Raw genomic sequence first — 16,748 nt, 5'->3', positions numbered from 1 at the left:
CTTCTTACGGGGGAATTCAGTTGGGTTGACGGTGCGGATCGAGTTCGGCGTCATACGGCATCACCCAGAAGAACTGGCCGTCGGCGTCGTAGTCGAAGATCAGTGCGGTATCTCCTGCTTTGAGGATCTCTTCGCCCGACTGGTTCCGTTGCTGGCGAACCTGAATGACGGCGGCCGATCCGTCCTCGGCCCGCACCTCGGCCTGGCCGTACGTCAGGTCCACCCGGCTGGTCCGGATGACGCACATCCGGCCGACGAAGTCCCGCCGGGAGGGCAGCTTCTCCTCCGGGATCATGTACCGCAGGGGCCGCATGAGCAGCCGGGTGACCAGGACGGACACGAGGATCGCGGCGGCGAGCACCCCGATCGCCGGGCCGCGCCCGGTCAGGTCCTCACGGTGCAGCAGCACGGTGCCGGGCCACGCCGGCGAACCACGCGAGCGCCGCGAACAGCGACAGCGCCACCGCCGTGACCATGGTCGCGGCCGCGTCCAGCAGGCCGACGACGACCAGCAGCCAGTAGGCGAGAACGATCACCAGAAGGGCGCCGAGGACGACCGCCGGAAATGCGAGCGCCGCGTGGATGAATTCGGTCACTCGCGCCTCCCCGTGGGCATGCCGTCAGCGGTGCCGACCAGGCTTCCCGGCGCTCCTCAGACGGACAAATGCCGCCTATGCGGTGAAATACGATCACCGCGGAAAGCACCGTACCGCATCGCATCAGCGGTGATGCGTGGCATACGGCACATGAACGAGAACACGCAGGTCGACCACGCGACGCGTGGACGACCTGCGTGTTCGTGCGGGCGCCTACGACTCAGAGGAGACTGTCGCTCCAGCGGATCTCCTTGATCCCCGGCAGGTTGCTGTCGTACCGCACGACGTGCTGCTTGCGGTCCGACAGGAAGAGCTCGCGACGACGGGCCGCCGACCGGCTCCCGGCGGCTTTCTTGGCCTGCAGTTCGGCACGCAACCAGGCCTGGCGCCGGCGATACCGCGCCAGACCCTTGCCCTCATGGTTGTCGCCATCGGAGGTGGTGGCCAGGTTCACGATCCCCCGATCCACCCCGATCCAATCGGCAGGCTCAAACTGCGGGGCCGCTTCGACCTCACAGGTCGCGACACACGGCCGCCCGATATCGGTCCGACCCCGCCGGACGCCGACGGTCCGATCCGACGGGACACCTGACGGTGGCCGGGAAGGTGAGGTGAGTATTCACTGCCGGTTAGCACCCACCCGAGACGCGAACCGATGAGTTTCGCGCGGCCGGGCGGTCATGACAGGTTGTTCCCTACGCCTCATCGAGAGGACCCCGACATGGCGACCTTCGCCCTGATCCCCGGCGGGGGATGCGACCCGGCGTACTGGCGGCCGCTCGCGGCCGAGTTGCGCGGGCGCGGCCACGACGCCGTGCCCGTGGACCTGCCCTGCGAGGACGACACGGCGGGGCTCGCCGAGTACGCCGACGCCGTGGTCGAACAGGTCGGCGACCGCACCGGCCTGGTCGTGGTGGCGCACTCGTTCGGCGGCTTCACCGGACCGCTCGTCTGCGAGCGCGTGCCGGTCGATCTCCTCGTGATGCTCACGGCGATGATCCCCTCCCCCGGCGAGGCTCCCGGCGAGTGGTGGAGCGCCACCGGGCACGACCAGGTGCCGCGCGAGGAGGCCGATATCTATTACCACGACGTCCCCGCGGAATTGGCCGCCGAGGCGGAAAGCTATTCACGTGGCCAGTCGGGCACCCCAGCCAAAGAGCCGTGGCCGCTTCCCGCATGGCCGAACGTGCCGACGAAATTCCTACTGTGCCGCGACGACCGACTGTTCCCGGCGGCGTTCATGCGGCAGGTCGTACGAGAGCGCCTCGGCATCGTCCCCGACGAGATCGACGGTGGTCACATGGTCATGCTCAGCCGCCCCGCCGAACTGGCCGATCGCCTGGTCGACTACTTCTAAAGCACCGGAAAAGCCGCCCGGTCGTTACCTCAATGGCCTTTTATAAAAATCATTATTGTGCTATGATAGAGAAAAGGCGATGTAGGTTCTGCTGTCGTGATGGAAAATGGACGACCCAGCCGGACAGCGCTCATGGCCGCGGCGGCGCGCGCGGCCCACCTCATCGTCGACTCCTCTCCCCTGCTCTTCGCCGACACCGTCGCGTACGACCTTCTGGGAGAGCAGGCCGAGGAGTTCGTCGGCTACCACCGTGCCCACGGCGAGCATCCCCTCCTCTGCGGCGTCCGGGCGACGGCCACCGTCCGGAGCCGCTACACGGAGGACCGACTCGCCGAGGCCGTGGCCCGCGGTATCACGCAGTACGTCATCCTCGGCGCGGGCCTCGACTCGTACGCCTACCGCGCCGACCCGGCCGGCCCCGTCCGGGTGTTCGAGGTCGACCATCCCGCGACGCAGCGGTGGAAGCGCCGGCTCCTGAACGAGGCGGGCATCGCGATCCCGGACACGGTCACCTTCGTCCCGGTCGACCTTGAGACCGAGCCACTGGTCGACGCCCTGGTCCGGGAGGGGTTCGACACGTCCCGGCCGGCCTTCGTGAGCTGGCTCGGCGTGACCATGTACCTCACCCGGGACGCCATCGCCGAGACCCTCACCGCGGTCGGCGGCCTCGCCGCGGGCACCGAGATGGTCCTCGACTACACGCTCGCACCCGAGCTCCGCGACGCGGCGGCCCAGGCGTACGCCGACTCCGTGGCGCCGATGGCCGCCGAACAGGGCGAGCCCTGGCTGAGCGCGTTCCGCCCCGAGGAGATGTCCGCCCTTCTGGAGGAGCACGGCTTCGGCCTGGTCCAGCACACCCGCCACCAGGACGCGGTCGACGCGGCCCTCTGGGAGCGAACCGACTCGGTACGCCCCTCGAACCTGTCGACCCTCGCCCACGCCACCGTCCTGGTGACGGCGACGCCGCGCTCCCCGCAGCCGTCGGCCTGACCCGGCTGCGAGGATGTCGAGGTGTCTCTGTGGCTCGACGAGGGCGGCCCGGTCCGAGAGGTGCTCGCACCTCTGGGAACCGGGGCCGGGTCCTGCCCAGCGTCTCTGATTGACTAAGTGATCCTGAGGAATCCTCAGGATCGTCCGACTGGATGCCGGGCAGGTGCCAATCGTGTTCGTGCCCTGGTCTCGGCAGGTGGAGCCGCCGACCCGCGTGGCACGTCCCTCCGGACGCTGATCGGTCCAGCCTGCACAGCTATCGGACCGAGGAGGGTGCCCCGCGTCGCCTGGGCACGGGGCGTGCTGATGCCAGAACGATACCACTTGATTACCAAGAGCGACTCTCTACGTGCGGGACGAGACCAAGGCCCAGCCCACAGAGATCTCCGACGTCGTCATCCGTGTCGACGATCCCCTTCACCCGCCCTCGTAGAACAGCCTTTACCCCAACGGCGACGCCGCGCTCCGCACAGCCGTCGAGCCGACCCGGCTGCGAGGATGGCGACGTGCGCATTGAGCCCATATCGCCGTCCCTCCTGGTCGAAAAACTCGCCGACCGCATAGCGGCCCTTCCCCGTACGTCGTGGGCGCGGGTCGCGATCGACGGCGCGCCGCCCGCCCGGCCGGCGGACCTCGCGGAAGCGCTCGTGGACCCGCTCCGCCTGCGCGGCCGTGAGGTCTTGCGGGTGTCCGCCGGGGACTTCCTCCGCCCGGCGTCACTGCGCTTCGAGTACGGCCGCGACGACCCGGACCTCTACTACGCCGACTGGCTCGACGAGGGCGGCCTGGTCCGAGAGGTGCTCGCCCCGCTCGAACCTGGCGGTACGGGACGGGTCCTGCCCAGCTTGTGGGACAGCGCCGCCGACCGAGCCACTCGTGCCTCGTACGTCACCCTGCGCGAAGGCGGTGTGCTCCTCCTCGACGGCGCGCTCCTCCTCGGCCGGGGCCTGCCCTTCGAGCACGTGGTCCACCTGTCGATGTCCCGTGGGGCGCTGGCCCGGCGGACCGATCCCGAGCAGGAGTGGACCCTGCCCGCCTACACGCGGTACGAGGACGAGGCCCAGCCGACGCTGACGGCCGACGTCGTGATCCGCGTCGACGACCCGCGACACCCCGCGCTGGTGGAGCAGCGGCCGTGACCCGGCTCGCGGGCGCCCGGGATCCGCGTCGGCGGGCCGGGGCCGGTCCTGCGCTCACCGGCCGGCACCGGTCCTGATCGCCGCGTCGAGGCTCACCGGCCGGCACCGGTCCGGTCGGCAGGTCGTTCGAACCGTACGTCGCCGAACATCACGTTCCGCGTCATCGGCCTGGCCAGGAAGTCGTGCGGGAATCCGAGTTCGATCGCACTGACCTCGTCGAGCTCGGCGAGCGCGCCTTCGGTGAACGACAGGTCGAGGGCACCGAGGTTGTCCTCCAGCTGGGCGACCGTTCGCGCCCCGATGATCGGAGCCGTCACCGCCGGGTCGCGCATGGTCCACGCGAGCGCGACCCGCGAAGGCGTCGTGTCCATGTCGGCCGCGACCTTCTTGACGACCTCCGCGATGGCCAGGCCGCGCTCGGACAGCGCGCCGTTGGCCGCCGCGACGTTCTTGCGGGTGCCCCCGGGATCGGCCGAACCGCCCTCGTGATCGAGATCCGCCCGCGTGTACTTGCCGGTCAGCACTCCGCTGGCCAACGGCGACCAGGGAATGACCCCGAGCCCCATCTCACGGGCCATGGGGATCAGGTCCCGCTCGACGGTCCGCTCGATCAAGCTGTACTCGATCTGCAGCGCGATCAGCGGCGACCAGCCCCGCAGGTCGGCGATCGCCTGCATGCGGGAGACCTGCCACGCCGGCGTGTCCGAGATGCCGACGTACAGCACCTTGCCGGCCCGTACGAGGTCGTCCATCGCCCGGAGCACCTCCTCGACGGGGGTGGTGCCGTCCCAGGCGTGCAGGTACAGCAGGTCGATGTAGTCGGTGCCCAGCCGGCGAAGGCTCTCCTCGACCGAGCGGACCATGCTCTTGCGGTGGTTGCCGCCCGAGTTCGGATCGCCCGGCCTGGTGCTCAGGGTGTACTTGGTGGCGAGCACGAGCCTCTCGCGTTTGTCGCGGGAGAACTCCCCGACCAGTCGTTCGGACGTTCCCTCGGTGTACTGGTTGGCGGTGTCGATGAAGTTGCCGCCCCGGTCGACGTACGTGTCGAAGATGCGGCGGGCCTCGTCCTTGTCCGCGCCCCATCCCCAGTCGGAGCCGAACGTCATCGCGCCCAGCGCCAGCGGTGACACACGCAGACCGGACCGGCCCAGCAGGCGGTACGTGTCCAAAGATGCAGCCATGGTGATCTCCCTGGTTCTCCCGTGGGGTGCTCCGCCATGGTGCGGCGCGCGCGGACGCGTCGGTAAGGGAAGCCTTTTCCTGGGACTGGCCCTCCCACCCGGCCGAAATAGGATCACCACCATGAGCGCCAACGTGGACGTCACCCATGAGCTGGCGGTCTTCCTACGGGACCGCCGCAAGCGCCTGGCTCCCGAAGAAGTCGACCTGCCGGCGAGCAGGCGTCCGCGTCGTACGCCCGGGCTCCGCCGGGAGGAGGTCGCCGAGCTGGCCGGCGTCAGCGTCGACTATGTGATCCGGCTGGAGCAGGGACGCGGGCTGCGTCCCTCCCCGGAGGTGCTCGACGCCCTCGCGCGGGCGCTGCGGCTCAGCGACGACGAGCACGCGTACCTGTTCGACCTGGTCGGGCACAGGACGACGGGCAGGCGAGGCAACGGCACGGGAGACTCCATCGCCCACCTCGTCCGTGCGATGTCGCCCTTGCCCGCGATGCTGGTCGACCGGCGTTTCGACATCCTCGCCTGGAATCCGGAGATGGCCGAGTTGCTGCTCCGGTTCGACCGGCTGCCGCCCGAACAGCGCAACAGCATGATGCTGTGCGTGCTGCATCCCGCCTACCGCGACTTCTACCGCCACCGGGAGCAGACGATCCGGGAGGGCATCGCCGACCTGCGAGCCGCGTGGGCCGCCGATCCCGAGGACGCGGCGCTCACCGACCTGATCGGTACGCTCAGGTCCGGGAGCGAGGAGTTCGCCCGCCTCTGGGAACGGCGCGACGTCAAGGTGTACGGACACGGCCTCAAGGCCCTGCTTCATCCCGAGGTCGGCCCGCTCACGATCGAGTTCGACGTGCTGACGCCGCTCGGAGACACGACGCAGCGTCTGGTCGTCTACCGCCCCGCCGACGCGCCGTCCAAGAAGGCGCTGGACCTGATCGCGCGTAAGACGAACGAGGAGTCCTCGGCCCTCCGCGCGATGGAGTCCACGTCGGCCGGCTGACTTGGTCGTCAGTTCGGGAGCGTCCGTTGCTCACCGGGGCTGGGGTCGCAGCCCGTCGAGGATGAGCTGGGCGATGTGTGCGGAGCGCTTGCGGCTGGTCTCCGCGCCGGCGTGGCGGATCGCGGCGAAGGCGCCGGCGACCAGTGCCATCACCTCGTCGACGGTGAGGTCGTCGCGTACGGTGCCGGCCGCGTGCGCGCGATGGAGTAGGTCCGCGACCTGGCGGGTGAGATCCGCCGCGACATCCGGCGCGGCTGTGCGCAAGTCGAACTCGGCGGCCACCAGCGCGCTCTTCACCGCTACGTTCTCCGCGCCGCCGGCCATCATCCGGGACAGCAGCGTGAACAGGGCCGCGGGATCGCCGGTGGCGGCGAGCACTTCCGCCTCCGCCACCAGTTGCTTCAGCTGATCGATCGCGACGGCGAGATACAGCGCTTCCTTGGCCGGAAAGTGCCGGTGGACGGTGCCGGGGCCGACGCCCGCGCGGCGGGCGATCTCATCCAGCGAGACGCCGAGACCTTCCGTCGCGAACAACTGCTGCGCGGTCCGCAGCACCCGCTCGCGATTGCGGCGGGCGTCAGCGCGCAGCTCGTGGGCTGCGGGTGGCTTCGCCGGTGCGGGCTCAGGGGGCTGGCTGGACATCTCAGGATCAGCATAACCGGGGCGACGCACCGGATACTCTGAGATCGTAACCGGGGCGGCGCACCGGTTATGGGCTCGCGCCGCTCATCATGACCCGGTCCGCCAGCCATGAGGAGATCACGCCGATGACCACACGCGATGACGCCAGCGCCCTGATCCAGCGGATGCAGGAGTGCTTCAACAGCCGGCGATTCGACCAGGCCGACGACCTGCACGCCCCCGGTTTCTTCAGTCACCCGCTCGGCGGCGGGTTCGAGGCGGGCAAGGGCGCCTGGCGCGCGCTCACCGCCCGGTTCCCCGACATGCGCGTCGTCGCCCAGGACATCCTGGTCGACGGCGACAAGGCCGCCGTCCGCTCGACCGTCGAAGGGATCGCGCCCCCGGACGGCGACACGCAGCCGATGCTGTTCGAGATCTTCCGCATCGACGACGGCCGGTTCGCCGAGATGTGGGGGGCCACCACGGGATTCCCAGCCTCAGCCAGCCCCGAGGAGGTGCTCGGCCACTGAAGTAGCAGGAGTACTAGGCAGGATGGAGAGCCGGGCCCCCGCCCGCAGTCACCCGTCTCGCCTCCGCCCGTCGCGGGCTTAACGGCCGGCGGCGATGGACCCGCCGCAGCGGCAGGCGCATCCGGGACAGGTACTGCCATGGGCCCGGGCAGTTCAGGACGAGGCGGCCGGCGGCCCGTCCGCGCCAGGACGACCGTTTCTGCCCGGAGGACGGCCAGGACGAGGGCGTCCTGGCGGCCGCGCGCGTGGGCGGGTGCGCGCCGGGCAGGTCTGAGCGGCGTCAGTCGCCGGCGATGAAGCCGGCTATAGCGGCAGCGACGGCTTCGGGCTGCTCATCGGGGATGAAGTGCCCGGCGTCGGGCACGACGACTCCGGTGGCGTTGTCGGCCCACGGGCTGATGGAGGCCGCCATGTCCGGAATGGAGCCGTGGCTGCTGGAGATTCCGAGGATGGGCACGGTCAGGTGCTGCCGCTTGAGTGCCTGGTGGTTCTTGCGCGCCGACTCGGCGGCGTCTCGGTAGTAGGCGAGGGAGGCGCGGAGGCCGCCGTCGGCGGCGAGGGCCGCCGCGTAGTGGTCGAGGTCGGCGTCGTCGAACGTGCCGGGAGCGAGGGACTTCACCTTCAGGAACCAGCCGGCGTACTCCCGTTCGCGGCCGGCAAGCAGGGTCTCGGGCAGGTCAGGCACAAGGTGGAACGCGAAATGCCAGGTCTTCCACGCCCGGGCCGGGTCGGTGGGAATCGCTTCCGGGAGAGTGATGCCGGGGATTCCGGCGTCGAGCAGGGCGACTCCGTGCAGCCGGCTCTGGTAGTTGAGGGCGAGGGAGAAGGCGACCCAGGCGCCGATGTCATGGGCGGCCAGCCAGTAGGTCGACACTCCGAGAGCGTTCACGGCGGCGTGGACGTGCACGGCGACCGTGTGGGTGTCGTAGCTGCGCTCCGGGCGCTCGGAGTGGCCCTGGCCCGGCAGGTCGATCGCGATGACGCGAAACCGGCCGGCGAGGCTGGGCATGACCTTTCGCCAGGCCCGCCAGGTTTGCGGGAATCCGGCGAGCAGGACAACGGCCGGGCCGGAAGCCTGGCCGCCTTCGACGGCATGAAGGCGGATGCCGTCTGCGTCGACCCAGCGGTGGGTGAACCCGTCCAGGTCGTGCAGGGGCAGGTCGCGGACAGGGTTGGCTTCGGAGACCTGCTGAGTGATGGTCGCAGGGTCGGTCACGGGAATCCTCCATTGGCCCGCGGTCATGATCACGCCTGCAGCGTAGCACATCTTGAACTGATTAGTTCAAGATAGAATGGTGCGCAGCGCAGCCCGAGACATCAACACACCGGCGAGGAAGTGCCACGTGGCAGGCAAGAAGCAGTTCGACATGGACACGGCACTCGACGCCGCGATGATCCAGTTCTGGCGCGCCGGCTACGCCGACACCTCAGTAGACGATCTGTCCCGGGCAACCGGCCTGAACCGCAGCTCCATCTACTCCTCGCTCGGCGACAAGGACACGCTCTTCCTGCGCTGCCTGGATCGCTACGCCGCGCGCTATGGCGACAAGTACGACGCCGCCCTATCGTGTGCAGCCTCGGAACCCCTTGCAGCTGTTCGCTCATTCTTCGACGTCACCCTTGAGCGCATCGCCGATCCCGAACTGCCCGATGGATGCCTGATTGCCCAGTCCGCCATGGCGATTCCGGTGCTGAGCCCGGCCGTCGCGGCGCACGCCAAGGAGGCGCTCGGCTTCCAGCGCCTACGCCTACGCGCCGCGCTGAAGGCCGGGCGATTGACCGACCAGGACGCCGATGCCTTCGCTGAACACGCGGCGGCCGTGAACCAGTCTCTCGCCGTCATGAGCAGAGCCGGGGCGAGCCCGGCGCAACTCCTGGCCATAGTGGGCGTGACCGTTGACGCGCTCTCGCAAGCGTTGCGCGCGCGCAACTAGGCGTGTTTACGCCCGAATACGCCCGGACGGGCGGAGCAGGCGAAGTAACCTCGCGTCGTTCGAGGTCTCCTGGCCGTGAACGGCCCGGTCAGGAGACCTCGAACGGTCACTCGGCCACCAGTTTCATACGGATGAGGCTTTCCCCGGTGTCGACGATCGTGGTCTCCGGGTCGCGGGGCGCCCACCCGAGCATGTCGCGGGCTTTCTCGGTGTGCAGGACGGGAACTACGCCCAGGCGGCCGACCACTTCCTCCATTGCGGGGTTGGACCGGGCCGCCTCGCGCACCTGATCGGCTGTCAGTTCCCGCGACGGCACCTTGGCCGCCGACGCGCCCAGGTGCTCGGCGAGTATCTGAGCGACCTGGAGGAAACTGATCGCCTCGCCGCTGCCTGCCAGGAACCGCTCGCCGGCAGCGGCTGTATGCCTCATGGCCCTTACGTGGAGGTCCGCGACGTCGCGCACGTCCACCACGCCGAAGTACACCGGGGGCACCATCGGCATGCCGCCTTCGAGCATCACCTTGACCAAGCCGGTGGAGGCGGACAGGTGCGGTCCGAGAAGGGGGCCGAAGATCCCGCTGGGGTTGATCACCGTCAGTTCGAGGTCGCGCCCTTCCGCTTGGGCGAAGTCCCAGGCCGACCGTTCGGCGATCGCCTTCGACTTGATGTACGGGGGATTGTCGTCAGCGGGGTCCGTCCAGTCGTTCTCGTCGTACTCGTTGCCGGGCTTGTGGCTGTATCCCACTGCGGCGAACGACGACGTCATGACCACTCGCTTGACCTCGGCGTCGCGTGCCGCCCGTAGGACGCGAAGCGCGCCGTCCCGCGCCGGAGCGATGACCTCGTCGGGGTTCGCCGGCTGAGTGGCCGGAAACGGTGATGCGACGTGCAGGACGTAGGTGCACCCGGCCACCGCGTCGGCCCAGCCTTCGTCTGCGGAAAGATCGGCGCTGACGATCTCCAGCCGACCGCCCGGGTCGGCCACCATCTCCCGAAGCTCGGTCGCCCGCCTGGGCGAGCGGACGGTCGCACGTACCCGGTGCCCGTCCGCGAGCAGGCGGCCGACCACGTGCGACCCGAGGTAACCGCTGCCACCGGTCACCAGCACAAGACCATCGTCGTTCGTGGACTCCAGCGTCATGTCGTTCCTTGTCATCACTGCATTGTGAGAAGCGCCGCGCACTTTCACGCCATCTCGGGCACGACGCGGATGATCTCGGCGAGAACCTGGCGCTCGGTCTCGGCGTCGCCGCGCTCGCGCGCGTCCCACAATTCGGCCTTGAGCCGCAGGTAGCGCAGGCGGACCTGCATGCGTTCCAGCTCTTCGGCGATCCGCTCGGCGTTGCGCTGGAACAGCTCGCGCATCTGTCCGGCCTCCCGGTGCCCCGAGGCCAGATGCCGGAGATAGGCCCGCATGTCCTGAACACTCACCCCGGCACCTCGCAGACAGCTCAGCGCCTCGATCCTGTCCACCACGGCGGCGTTGTAGCGCCGGTGACCGCTGCTCTCGTCCCGGTCGACCGAGTCGATGAGACCGATCTTCTCGTAGTAGCGCAACGTCGGCTCCGACAGGCCACTGAGCCGGGAGACCTCCTGAATCGTCAGTGGACAGGCGTCCTGGGCCTTCTGTGCCGCTGTCATGCACCGAGTGTCGGATAGTTGAAGCGCTTTAAGTCAAGCGCGATCACGCGCGATGCCCCCTGCCCCGAGAAGGTCGGCCAGGGGACGTCGGAGGTCGTGCTACGGCATGTGTCGGGGCCTCAAACGACGACGGAAACCGAATATCACGACATACAGGACCAGGCGAATACGGCATTTCCACACAAATTGGTTCACTATCTGCCAGACCATGAGCAGAGTCATCGATGTTTCCCAAGGTAGATCAATCCCAAAATCGTCACTCTATTTAGGGGCAGAGCGCCGCTTTGGGGTACTTCGCCGATAGCGGTACAAGTGACAAGGTTTCCGACCTACCGCAACTCGCACATAGGAGAAAATATGAAACTCCGGACGATCCTGCTGGCAAGTGCCGCTCTGGCAACCAGCACCATCGGCATCGCAGTGCCTGCCATCGAAGCCCAGGCGAGCACCATGCCACGACTCGTCACCAACAATAGCAACTTCGACAATGACGCCATCAACAACTCCGACAATGACTTCAACAATGACACCAGTGGCGTATCCGCTTGCGTGAATGTAGCAATTTGCAACACGCGCCCCTAATTCGGGCTGGCGTCTTGCCCACCACGGCGATTTCAATTCCTCGCTTCCGAATCCAGAGGCGAGGAATTGGATGCAGCCATTCTGAACGGCGAAAATCCGCGGGCTGAATAATCCTCCCCGTGCGGTTCGCGCCGGGGCTCAGGCGACGGCGTGGACCGCGCGGGCGGCCAGGAGGCGGCTGCGGAGCAGGATGCCCAGGCGCGTGGCGATCACCATGCTGAGCGTGAAGAACAGGATCGAGTCGCCGAAGGCGGCCGGGCTGATGTGGTTGTCGACGAGGAACCGGCCCAGGTCTCGCGTGAACCAGTGCTGGCAGCCGTACACGAACAGCTGGCGAAGCGCGGTGATCAGAACCCAGACGGCGACGTACGCGTAGCCCGCGTCGTACCAGCCCTTGCCCTTCTCGTCCACGCTCACGCGCAGCATCGCGCAGGCGAACGCTCCCACCGCGACGCCGCCGGCCAGCGATGCGGCCTCCAGCGCCAGGCCACCGTTACCGGCGTCGAACTTCAGCGGGATGAATGGCAAGATCAGGGCGCTGAGCAGAAGCGGCCGGAAGACGGCGAAGAGGGTCACCCGGTTGTGCCCCCAGTCCTTGATCAGAACGGCGGCGAAGATCACCAGGTTGACGATCGTTATCGCGGACAACATCCACTCCTCGGCTGCCCCGGCGCGCCCCGGCCGGTCGTGTTCGTCACCGTAGGAGGAGAGCCGGGTGGAGATCGTCCGCCTTCCGGTTGGATATGTGGGTGGAATCCGCCGCATAATCGGCCGGATCACCGTGGTTGGGAGGGCGTGTGCGAAGGTCGTTTCCCGGCCGGTTGAGCGGTCAGTGGCCGGTCCGCACTGCGATGCTCGCCGGGCTCGCGTTCATGGTGTGGGGAGAGACCGCCCACAAGGGCGCCGCCGGGCTGCACGGCACGCACCTGTGGACCTCGGTCACGCTGGCGGCGGCGTCGGTCGCGTGGCTCGCCTGGGCGGTCGTCGGACCGCGCGGGAACGGCCCGGCGCTGCGAGCGGCGATCGCCTGCACCGGTCTAGCAGGCAGCGCGCTGCTGTTCGTGCATCCGCAGCCCGCCGTGTACTGGTTCACCTTCTGGGCCTGTATCGACGCGGGGACCGTGTTCCCCCGCCGCGAAGGCACGATGCTGATCGGCGGCTGCTGCGGCGTCCTCGTCACCGGCTACCTCCTCGGGTACGGCGACGCTCTCGCCACGTTCGCGGCGGTCACCTTCGTGGCCTACCTGGTCGGGCGCAACCACCGCCTCCACGCCGACCGCGCTGAGCAGGCGCGGCTGCTGGCCGAGCAGACCGTACTGGCGAGCGAACGGCAGGCGCAGGCGGCGACCCTCGCCGAGCGCGGCCGGATCGCCCGTGAGCTGCACGACGTCCTCGGGCATTCGCTGACCGGCCTGTCCCTCCAGCTCGAGGCCGCCGACGCCGCGCTGGAGTTCACCGGCGACCGGGACCAGGCGCGCCGGCACCTCGCGCGGGCCCGGACGCTCGCCCGGTCGGGTCAGGAGGAGGCCGTCGCCGCCGTACGGACGCTGGGCGACGGCGAGGTCGCCGTCCAGGAGCTGATCGAGGGGCTGGTCGAGGCGTTCCGCCATGACACGGGTGCGTCCGTCGAGTGGTCGCTGCGCGGTGACGCCTGGCCGCTGCCCGCCGACTCGGCGCTGGCGGTCTACCGCACCGTCCAGGAGTCCCTCACCAATGCCCGGAAGCACGCTCCCGGCGCCGACGTACGCGTCAGCCTCGACTACCTCGACGACGGCTTGGCGGTCGAGGTGACGAACGGCCTGGCGCGAACGCGCGTCGCCGGCACTGTCGAGGGCGGGTACGGGCTGTCCGCGATGCGGGAGCGCGTCCGGCTGGCAGGCGGCACCGTGACCAGCGGATCGACCGAGCACGGCTGGCGGGTATGCGCCCGGGTCGGCCGGTGAGCGAGCCGGTCGTCCGCGTGGTCGTCGCGGACGACCAGGCCACCGTACGGGAGGGGCTCGCCGCGCTCCTCGAGCTGCTCCCGGGCATCGAGGTCGTCGCCCAGGCCGAGGACGGGCGTGCGGTGCTCGCGGCGGTCGCCGCCCACCGGCCGGACGTCGTGCTGATGGATCTGCGCATGCCGGGCCTGGACGGAACAGAGGCGACCCGGCGGATCGTCGCGGACCATCACGGGGTCGCCGTCGTCGTGCTCACCTCGTACGCCGACGACGAGTCGGTCCTGACCGCCCTGGCCGCCGGCGCCCGCGGGTTCCTGACCAAGAACGCGGGCCACCGCGAGATCCGGCAGGCCGTCACCGCCGCCGCGGCGGGCCTGGCGCCCGTCGACCCGGCCGTCCAGGCGCGCCTGGTGGCGACCGCCCGTACCGGGCGTGTTCCCGAACGCACGCGGCTCCCCGACGGGCTCACCGCCCGGGAGGCCGAGGTGCTCACACTGATCAGCGCCGGGCTGTCGAACGGTCAGATCGCCGCCCGGCTCCACATCGAGACCGTGACCGTGAAGTCGCACATCAACCGGGCGTTCGCCAAGGCGGGGATCACCGCCCGAGCCGAGGTCGCCGCGTACACCGCCCGCCACGGCCTGACCACCTGACCCCTCGGAAGGAAGATCAGTGGTGGAAGCTCGTGCCGTCCTCGGGGCCCATCATCGGCCGGGGCTGCTTGCGCAACCACGGCAGTAGGCTCTCCAGGTCCTCGGCCAGCCTGTCGGCGAGGTCCAGCGAGAATCCGTTCCGGACCACGATCCGGAGTACCGCCAGGTCCTGGCGGTCGGCCGGGAAGGTGTACGCCGGGACCAGCCAGCCGAACTCCCGCAGCCGTCGAGAGACGTCGAAGACGTCGAATTCCGTCACGTCATCGGTGGTGGTGAAGGCGAGCACCGGTAGCTGGTCGCCGCGAGTGAGCAGCTGGAAGCAGCCCATCGCCTCGATCCGCGCGGCCAGGTGCGTCGCGACGTCCCGGCTCGCCTGCTGGACGGCGCGATAGCCCTCGTAGCCGAGCCGCAGGAAGTTGTAGTACTGCGCGACCACCTGCGAACCGGGCCTGGAGAAGTTGAGCGAGAACGTGGGCAGGTCGCCGCCGAGATAGTTCACGCGCTCGACCAGTTCTTCGGGCAGCGCCTCGCGGTCGCGCCACAGGGCCCAGCCGACGCCCGGGTACACCAGCCCGTACTTGTGGCCGGAGGTGTTGATCGAGGCGACGCGGGGAAGCCGGAAGTCCCACACCAGGTCGGGATCCAGGAACGGCGCGATCATGCCCCCGGACGCGCCGTCCACGTGGACGGGCACGTTCCACCCCGTGCGCTCCTCGAGCGCGTCGAGGGCGGCGCAGATCTCGGCGACCGGCTCGTAGCTGCCGTCCATCGTCGAGCCGAGGATGGCCACCACGCCGATGGTGTTCTCGTCACACCGCGCGACGGCTTCTTCCGCACCGAGATGGAACCGGTCACCGGCCATCGGCACCTGACGCGCCTCCACCTCCCAGAAATTGCAGAACTTCTCCCAGCACACCTGCACGTTGGTGCCCATCACCAGGTTGGGCCGAGCCCCGGCGGCGTACCGATCGGCGTTGCGGTGCATCCATCGACGCTTGAGCGCCATCCCGGCGAGCATGCACGCCTCACTCGATCCGGTCGTGGAGCAGCCGATCGCGGTCTCGGGGTCGGGAGCGTTCCAGAGGTCGGCCAGCATCGCGACGCAGCGGCGCTCCAGTTCGGCCGCCTGAGGGTACTCGTCCTTGTCGATGATGTTCTTGTCGGCGGTCTCGGCCATGAGCGTGGCCGCCTGCGGTTCCATCCAGGTGGTCACGAACGTGGCGAGGTTCTGGCGTGAGTTACCGTCCAGCAGCATCTCGTCGCGGACGAGCTGATAGGCGGTCGCCGGGGCCATCGGATGCTCGGGAAGCCGATGCCGCGGGAGGACGGCCTCGACACCGGATACCGGGTCCGCCTCCCCGAACAGCGGATTCACGTGTATCGGCCGTGAACGGCCGTCCTCGCCCTGGTGCAACGCCATCGGTCGTGACCTCCTTCGTCGGCTTCTGCGAGCCGCAAGCCTGACAGGCGGCGCTTTAAGAAGAGGTATGTGCGCCTTCTCGGCCGAAGCCCGGCAGCGCGGGCCCTGCCGATGTCATTGCATCACGAGACGCAGGTCACAGTCGGTGGATGTCACGGTTCGCCGGGGTCGTCTCGTCTCGGGGGTGTAACAGCCGACAGCGGTGACCGGGAGAGAAGACATCATGAGCAAGGTCTGGTTCGTCACTGGTTCGTCCCGTGGCCTCGGCCGTAACTTCGTCGAGGCCGCCCTGTCCCGCGGCGACAAGGTGGCAGCGACCGCCCGGAACGCCACGAGCCTGGACGATCTGGTCGCCGCCTATGGCGACGCGGTCCTTCCGCTCCCGATGGACGTGACCGACAAGGCCGCCGTCTTCGAGAGCGTGAAGCGGGCCGAGGAGCACTTCGGCCGTCTCGACGTCATCGTCAACAACGCCGGCTACGCGCAGATCGGCGCGATCGAGGAGCTGACCGAGCGGGAACTGCGCGACCAGATGGAGACCAACCTGTTCGGTGCGGTGTGGGTCGTTCAGGCCGCGCTGCCCTACCTGCGCGAGCAGGGGTCGGGGCACATCGTCCAGTTGTCCTCGGCCGCCGGCCTCATCGCGATGCCGCTCGGCGGCGCGTACCACGCCTCCAAGTGGGCGCTGGAAGGCCTGAACGAAGCCCTCGCCCACGAGGTCGCCGGCTTCGGCATCAAGGTGACCGTGATCGAGCCCGGCGGGTTCGCCACCCGGTCCGGCAAGAACCCCGATCCGCTCGACAACGGGCACATGGCCGAGCTCAACCCGGCGTACGACGGTCTCCGCCGGCGCCTCGGCGAGGTCGCGGGCAAGCAGCCCGCCGGTGACCCGGCCGCCGCGGCCAGGACCCTCCTCAAGATCGTCGACTCCGACAACCCGCCCCTGCGGGTGCTCTTCGGCCAGGGCTTCTACCCGATGATCCGGCAGGCCTACGCCGACCGGCTCAAGACCTGGGACGACGGACAGGACCTTTCGGCGGAGGCCCACGGCAAGCCGATTGTGTAACTTTCAGCCGTACGCCGCGCGATGACCGGCCCGTACGTGGGGCGGGTCGGTCCGTGCTGGACAGTACGGCGGCCGAGGTGTTCGACTCCACATCCGAGATT

Annotated in this window: 20 protein-coding genes; 10 read left to right on the top strand and 10 right to left on the bottom strand. The window is 69.0% G+C overall.

Going from position 1 to position 16,748, the window contains the following annotated elements; translation table 11 throughout:
- Window positions 1–16 precede the first annotated feature (16 nt).
- From ACYVF7_RS11880 to ACYVF7_RS11870, 3 genes are all read right to left on the bottom strand, one after another.
- On the bottom strand, window positions 17–409 hold the full coding sequence (locus ACYVF7_RS11880) for a hypothetical protein (RefSeq protein ID WP_460338827.1): 393 nt from the start codon (window positions 407–409) through the stop codon (window positions 17–19).
- Window positions 393–596 carry a hypothetical protein gene (locus ACYVF7_RS11875; RefSeq protein WP_460338825.1) on the bottom strand — a complete coding sequence of 68 codons (204 nt, stop codon included), beginning with the start codon at window positions 594–596 and terminating at the stop codon, window positions 393–395. The genes ACYVF7_RS11880 and ACYVF7_RS11875 overlap by 17 nt, the downstream gene beginning before the upstream one ends.
- Window positions 597–816: 220 nt before the next feature.
- Window positions 817–1,050, bottom strand: a complete 234-nt coding sequence (locus ACYVF7_RS11870) for a hypothetical protein (RefSeq protein WP_460338823.1) — start codon at window positions 1,048–1,050, stop codon at window positions 817–819.
- A gap of 267 nt (window positions 1,051–1,317) precedes the next feature.
- Here ACYVF7_RS11870 and ACYVF7_RS11865 point away from each other — a divergent pair, with 267 nt between their 5' ends.
- The 3 genes from ACYVF7_RS11865 (at window position 1,318) to ACYVF7_RS11855 (ending at window position 4,082) form a co-directional block, all read left to right on the top strand.
- Entirely contained in the window at window positions 1,318–1,953 is a 636-nt protein-coding gene (locus tag ACYVF7_RS11865; RefSeq protein ID WP_460338821.1) for an alpha/beta fold hydrolase, read from the top strand.
- 99 nt (window positions 1,954–2,052) lie between these two features.
- Entirely contained in the window at window positions 2,053–2,943 is an 891-nt protein-coding gene (locus tag ACYVF7_RS11860) for a class I SAM-dependent methyltransferase (protein ID WP_460338819.1), read from the top strand.
- 506 nt (window positions 2,944–3,449) lie between these two features.
- Window positions 3,450–4,082, top strand: coding sequence for a nucleoside/nucleotide kinase family protein (locus ACYVF7_RS11855; RefSeq protein WP_460338817.1), 633 nt, complete (start codon window positions 3,450–3,452; stop codon window positions 4,080–4,082).
- 92 nt (window positions 4,083–4,174) lie between these two features.
- Here ACYVF7_RS11855 and ACYVF7_RS11850 read toward each other — a convergent pair whose 3' ends face one another.
- Complete coding sequence (locus ACYVF7_RS11850) at window positions 4,175–5,263, bottom strand: aldo/keto reductase (RefSeq protein ID WP_460338815.1); 1,089 nt, start codon at window positions 5,261–5,263, stop codon at window positions 4,175–4,177.
- Window positions 5,264–5,384: 121 nt separating this feature from the next.
- Between ACYVF7_RS11850 and ACYVF7_RS11845 the strand changes: the two genes are divergently transcribed.
- The gene (locus ACYVF7_RS11845; protein WP_460338813.1) at window positions 5,385–6,260 is read left to right on the top strand and encodes a helix-turn-helix transcriptional regulator; all 876 of its coding nucleotides are present in this window, start codon (window positions 5,385–5,387) and stop codon (window positions 6,258–6,260) included.
- A gap of 30 nt (window positions 6,261–6,290) precedes the next feature.
- Here ACYVF7_RS11845 and ACYVF7_RS11840 read toward each other — a convergent pair whose 3' ends face one another.
- Window positions 6,291–6,902, bottom strand: coding sequence for a TetR/AcrR family transcriptional regulator (locus tag ACYVF7_RS11840; protein ID WP_460338812.1), 612 nt, complete (start codon window positions 6,900–6,902; stop codon window positions 6,291–6,293).
- Between the two features lie 125 nt (window positions 6,903–7,027).
- Between ACYVF7_RS11840 and ACYVF7_RS11835 the strand changes: the two genes are divergently transcribed.
- A complete protein-coding gene (locus ACYVF7_RS11835) occupies window positions 7,028–7,411 on the top strand; it encodes an ester cyclase (protein WP_460338810.1) in 384 nt (127 codons plus the stop codon).
- A 280-nt stretch (window positions 7,412–7,691) separates the two neighbouring features.
- On the opposite strand, the gene ACYVF7_RS11830 is transcribed toward ACYVF7_RS11835, so the two are convergent.
- Complete coding sequence (locus ACYVF7_RS11830) at window positions 7,692–8,627, bottom strand: alpha/beta fold hydrolase (RefSeq protein WP_460338808.1); 936 nt, start codon at window positions 8,625–8,627, stop codon at window positions 7,692–7,694.
- 127 nt (window positions 8,628–8,754) lie between these two features.
- On the opposite strand from ACYVF7_RS11830, the gene ACYVF7_RS11825 reads away from it, so the two are divergent.
- Window positions 8,755–9,345, top strand: a complete 591-nt coding sequence (locus ACYVF7_RS11825) for a TetR/AcrR family transcriptional regulator (RefSeq protein WP_460338806.1) — start codon at window positions 8,755–8,757, stop codon at window positions 9,343–9,345.
- Between the two features lie 106 nt (window positions 9,346–9,451).
- Here ACYVF7_RS11825 and ACYVF7_RS11820 read toward each other — a convergent pair whose 3' ends face one another.
- Together ACYVF7_RS11820 and ACYVF7_RS11815 are read right to left on the bottom strand one after the other, a co-directional pair.
- Window positions 9,452–10,501: an SDR family oxidoreductase gene (locus ACYVF7_RS11820; protein WP_460338804.1), complete on the bottom strand. Its 1,050-nt coding sequence runs from the start codon at window positions 10,499–10,501 to the stop codon at window positions 9,452–9,454.
- Between the two features lie 29 nt (window positions 10,502–10,530).
- Window positions 10,531–10,986 (bottom strand): MerR family transcriptional regulator, encoded by a 456-nt coding sequence (locus tag ACYVF7_RS11815; RefSeq protein WP_460338802.1) that lies wholly within the window; start codon window positions 10,984–10,986, stop codon window positions 10,531–10,533.
- A gap of 357 nt (window positions 10,987–11,343) precedes the next feature.
- Here ACYVF7_RS11815 and ACYVF7_RS11810 point away from each other — a divergent pair, with 357 nt between their 5' ends.
- A complete protein-coding gene (locus ACYVF7_RS11810) occupies window positions 11,344–11,568 on the top strand; it encodes a hypothetical protein (RefSeq protein WP_460338800.1) in 225 nt (74 codons plus the stop codon).
- 138 nt (window positions 11,569–11,706) lie between these two features.
- Here ACYVF7_RS11810 and ACYVF7_RS11805 read toward each other — a convergent pair whose 3' ends face one another.
- Entirely contained in the window at window positions 11,707–12,219 is a 513-nt protein-coding gene (locus ACYVF7_RS11805) for a hypothetical protein (RefSeq protein WP_460338799.1), read from the bottom strand.
- Between the two features lie 146 nt (window positions 12,220–12,365).
- Here ACYVF7_RS11805 and ACYVF7_RS11800 point away from each other — a divergent pair, with 146 nt between their 5' ends.
- The gene (locus tag ACYVF7_RS11800; RefSeq protein ID WP_460338797.1) at window positions 12,366–13,511 is read left to right on the top strand and encodes a sensor histidine kinase; all 1,146 of its coding nucleotides are present in this window, start codon (window positions 12,366–12,368) and stop codon (window positions 13,509–13,511) included.
- Window positions 13,508–14,161: a response regulator gene (locus tag ACYVF7_RS11795; RefSeq protein ID WP_460338795.1), complete on the top strand. Its 654-nt coding sequence runs from the start codon at window positions 13,508–13,510 to the stop codon at window positions 14,159–14,161. The genes ACYVF7_RS11800 and ACYVF7_RS11795 overlap by 4 nt, the downstream gene beginning before the upstream one ends.
- Before the next feature lie 16 nt (window positions 14,162–14,177).
- Here ACYVF7_RS11795 and ACYVF7_RS11790 read toward each other — a convergent pair whose 3' ends face one another.
- On the bottom strand, window positions 14,178–15,581 hold the full coding sequence (locus tag ACYVF7_RS11790; RefSeq protein ID WP_460338793.1) for a glutamate decarboxylase: 1,404 nt from the start codon (window positions 15,579–15,581) through the stop codon (window positions 14,178–14,180).
- Window positions 15,582–15,804: 223 nt separating this feature from the next.
- Here ACYVF7_RS11790 and ACYVF7_RS11785 point away from each other — a divergent pair, with 223 nt between their 5' ends.
- The gene (locus tag ACYVF7_RS11785) at window positions 15,805–16,647 is read left to right on the top strand and encodes an SDR family NAD(P)-dependent oxidoreductase (RefSeq protein ID WP_460338791.1); all 843 of its coding nucleotides are present in this window, start codon (window positions 15,805–15,807) and stop codon (window positions 16,645–16,647) included.
- The last annotated feature ends 101 nt before the right edge of the window (window positions 16,648–16,748 follow it).

Source organism: Actinoallomurus acanthiterrae (genome assembly GCF_054775715.1).
Note: the sequence above shows the minus strand (reverse complement) of the source record. Positions and strands in the feature narration are given on the sequence as shown.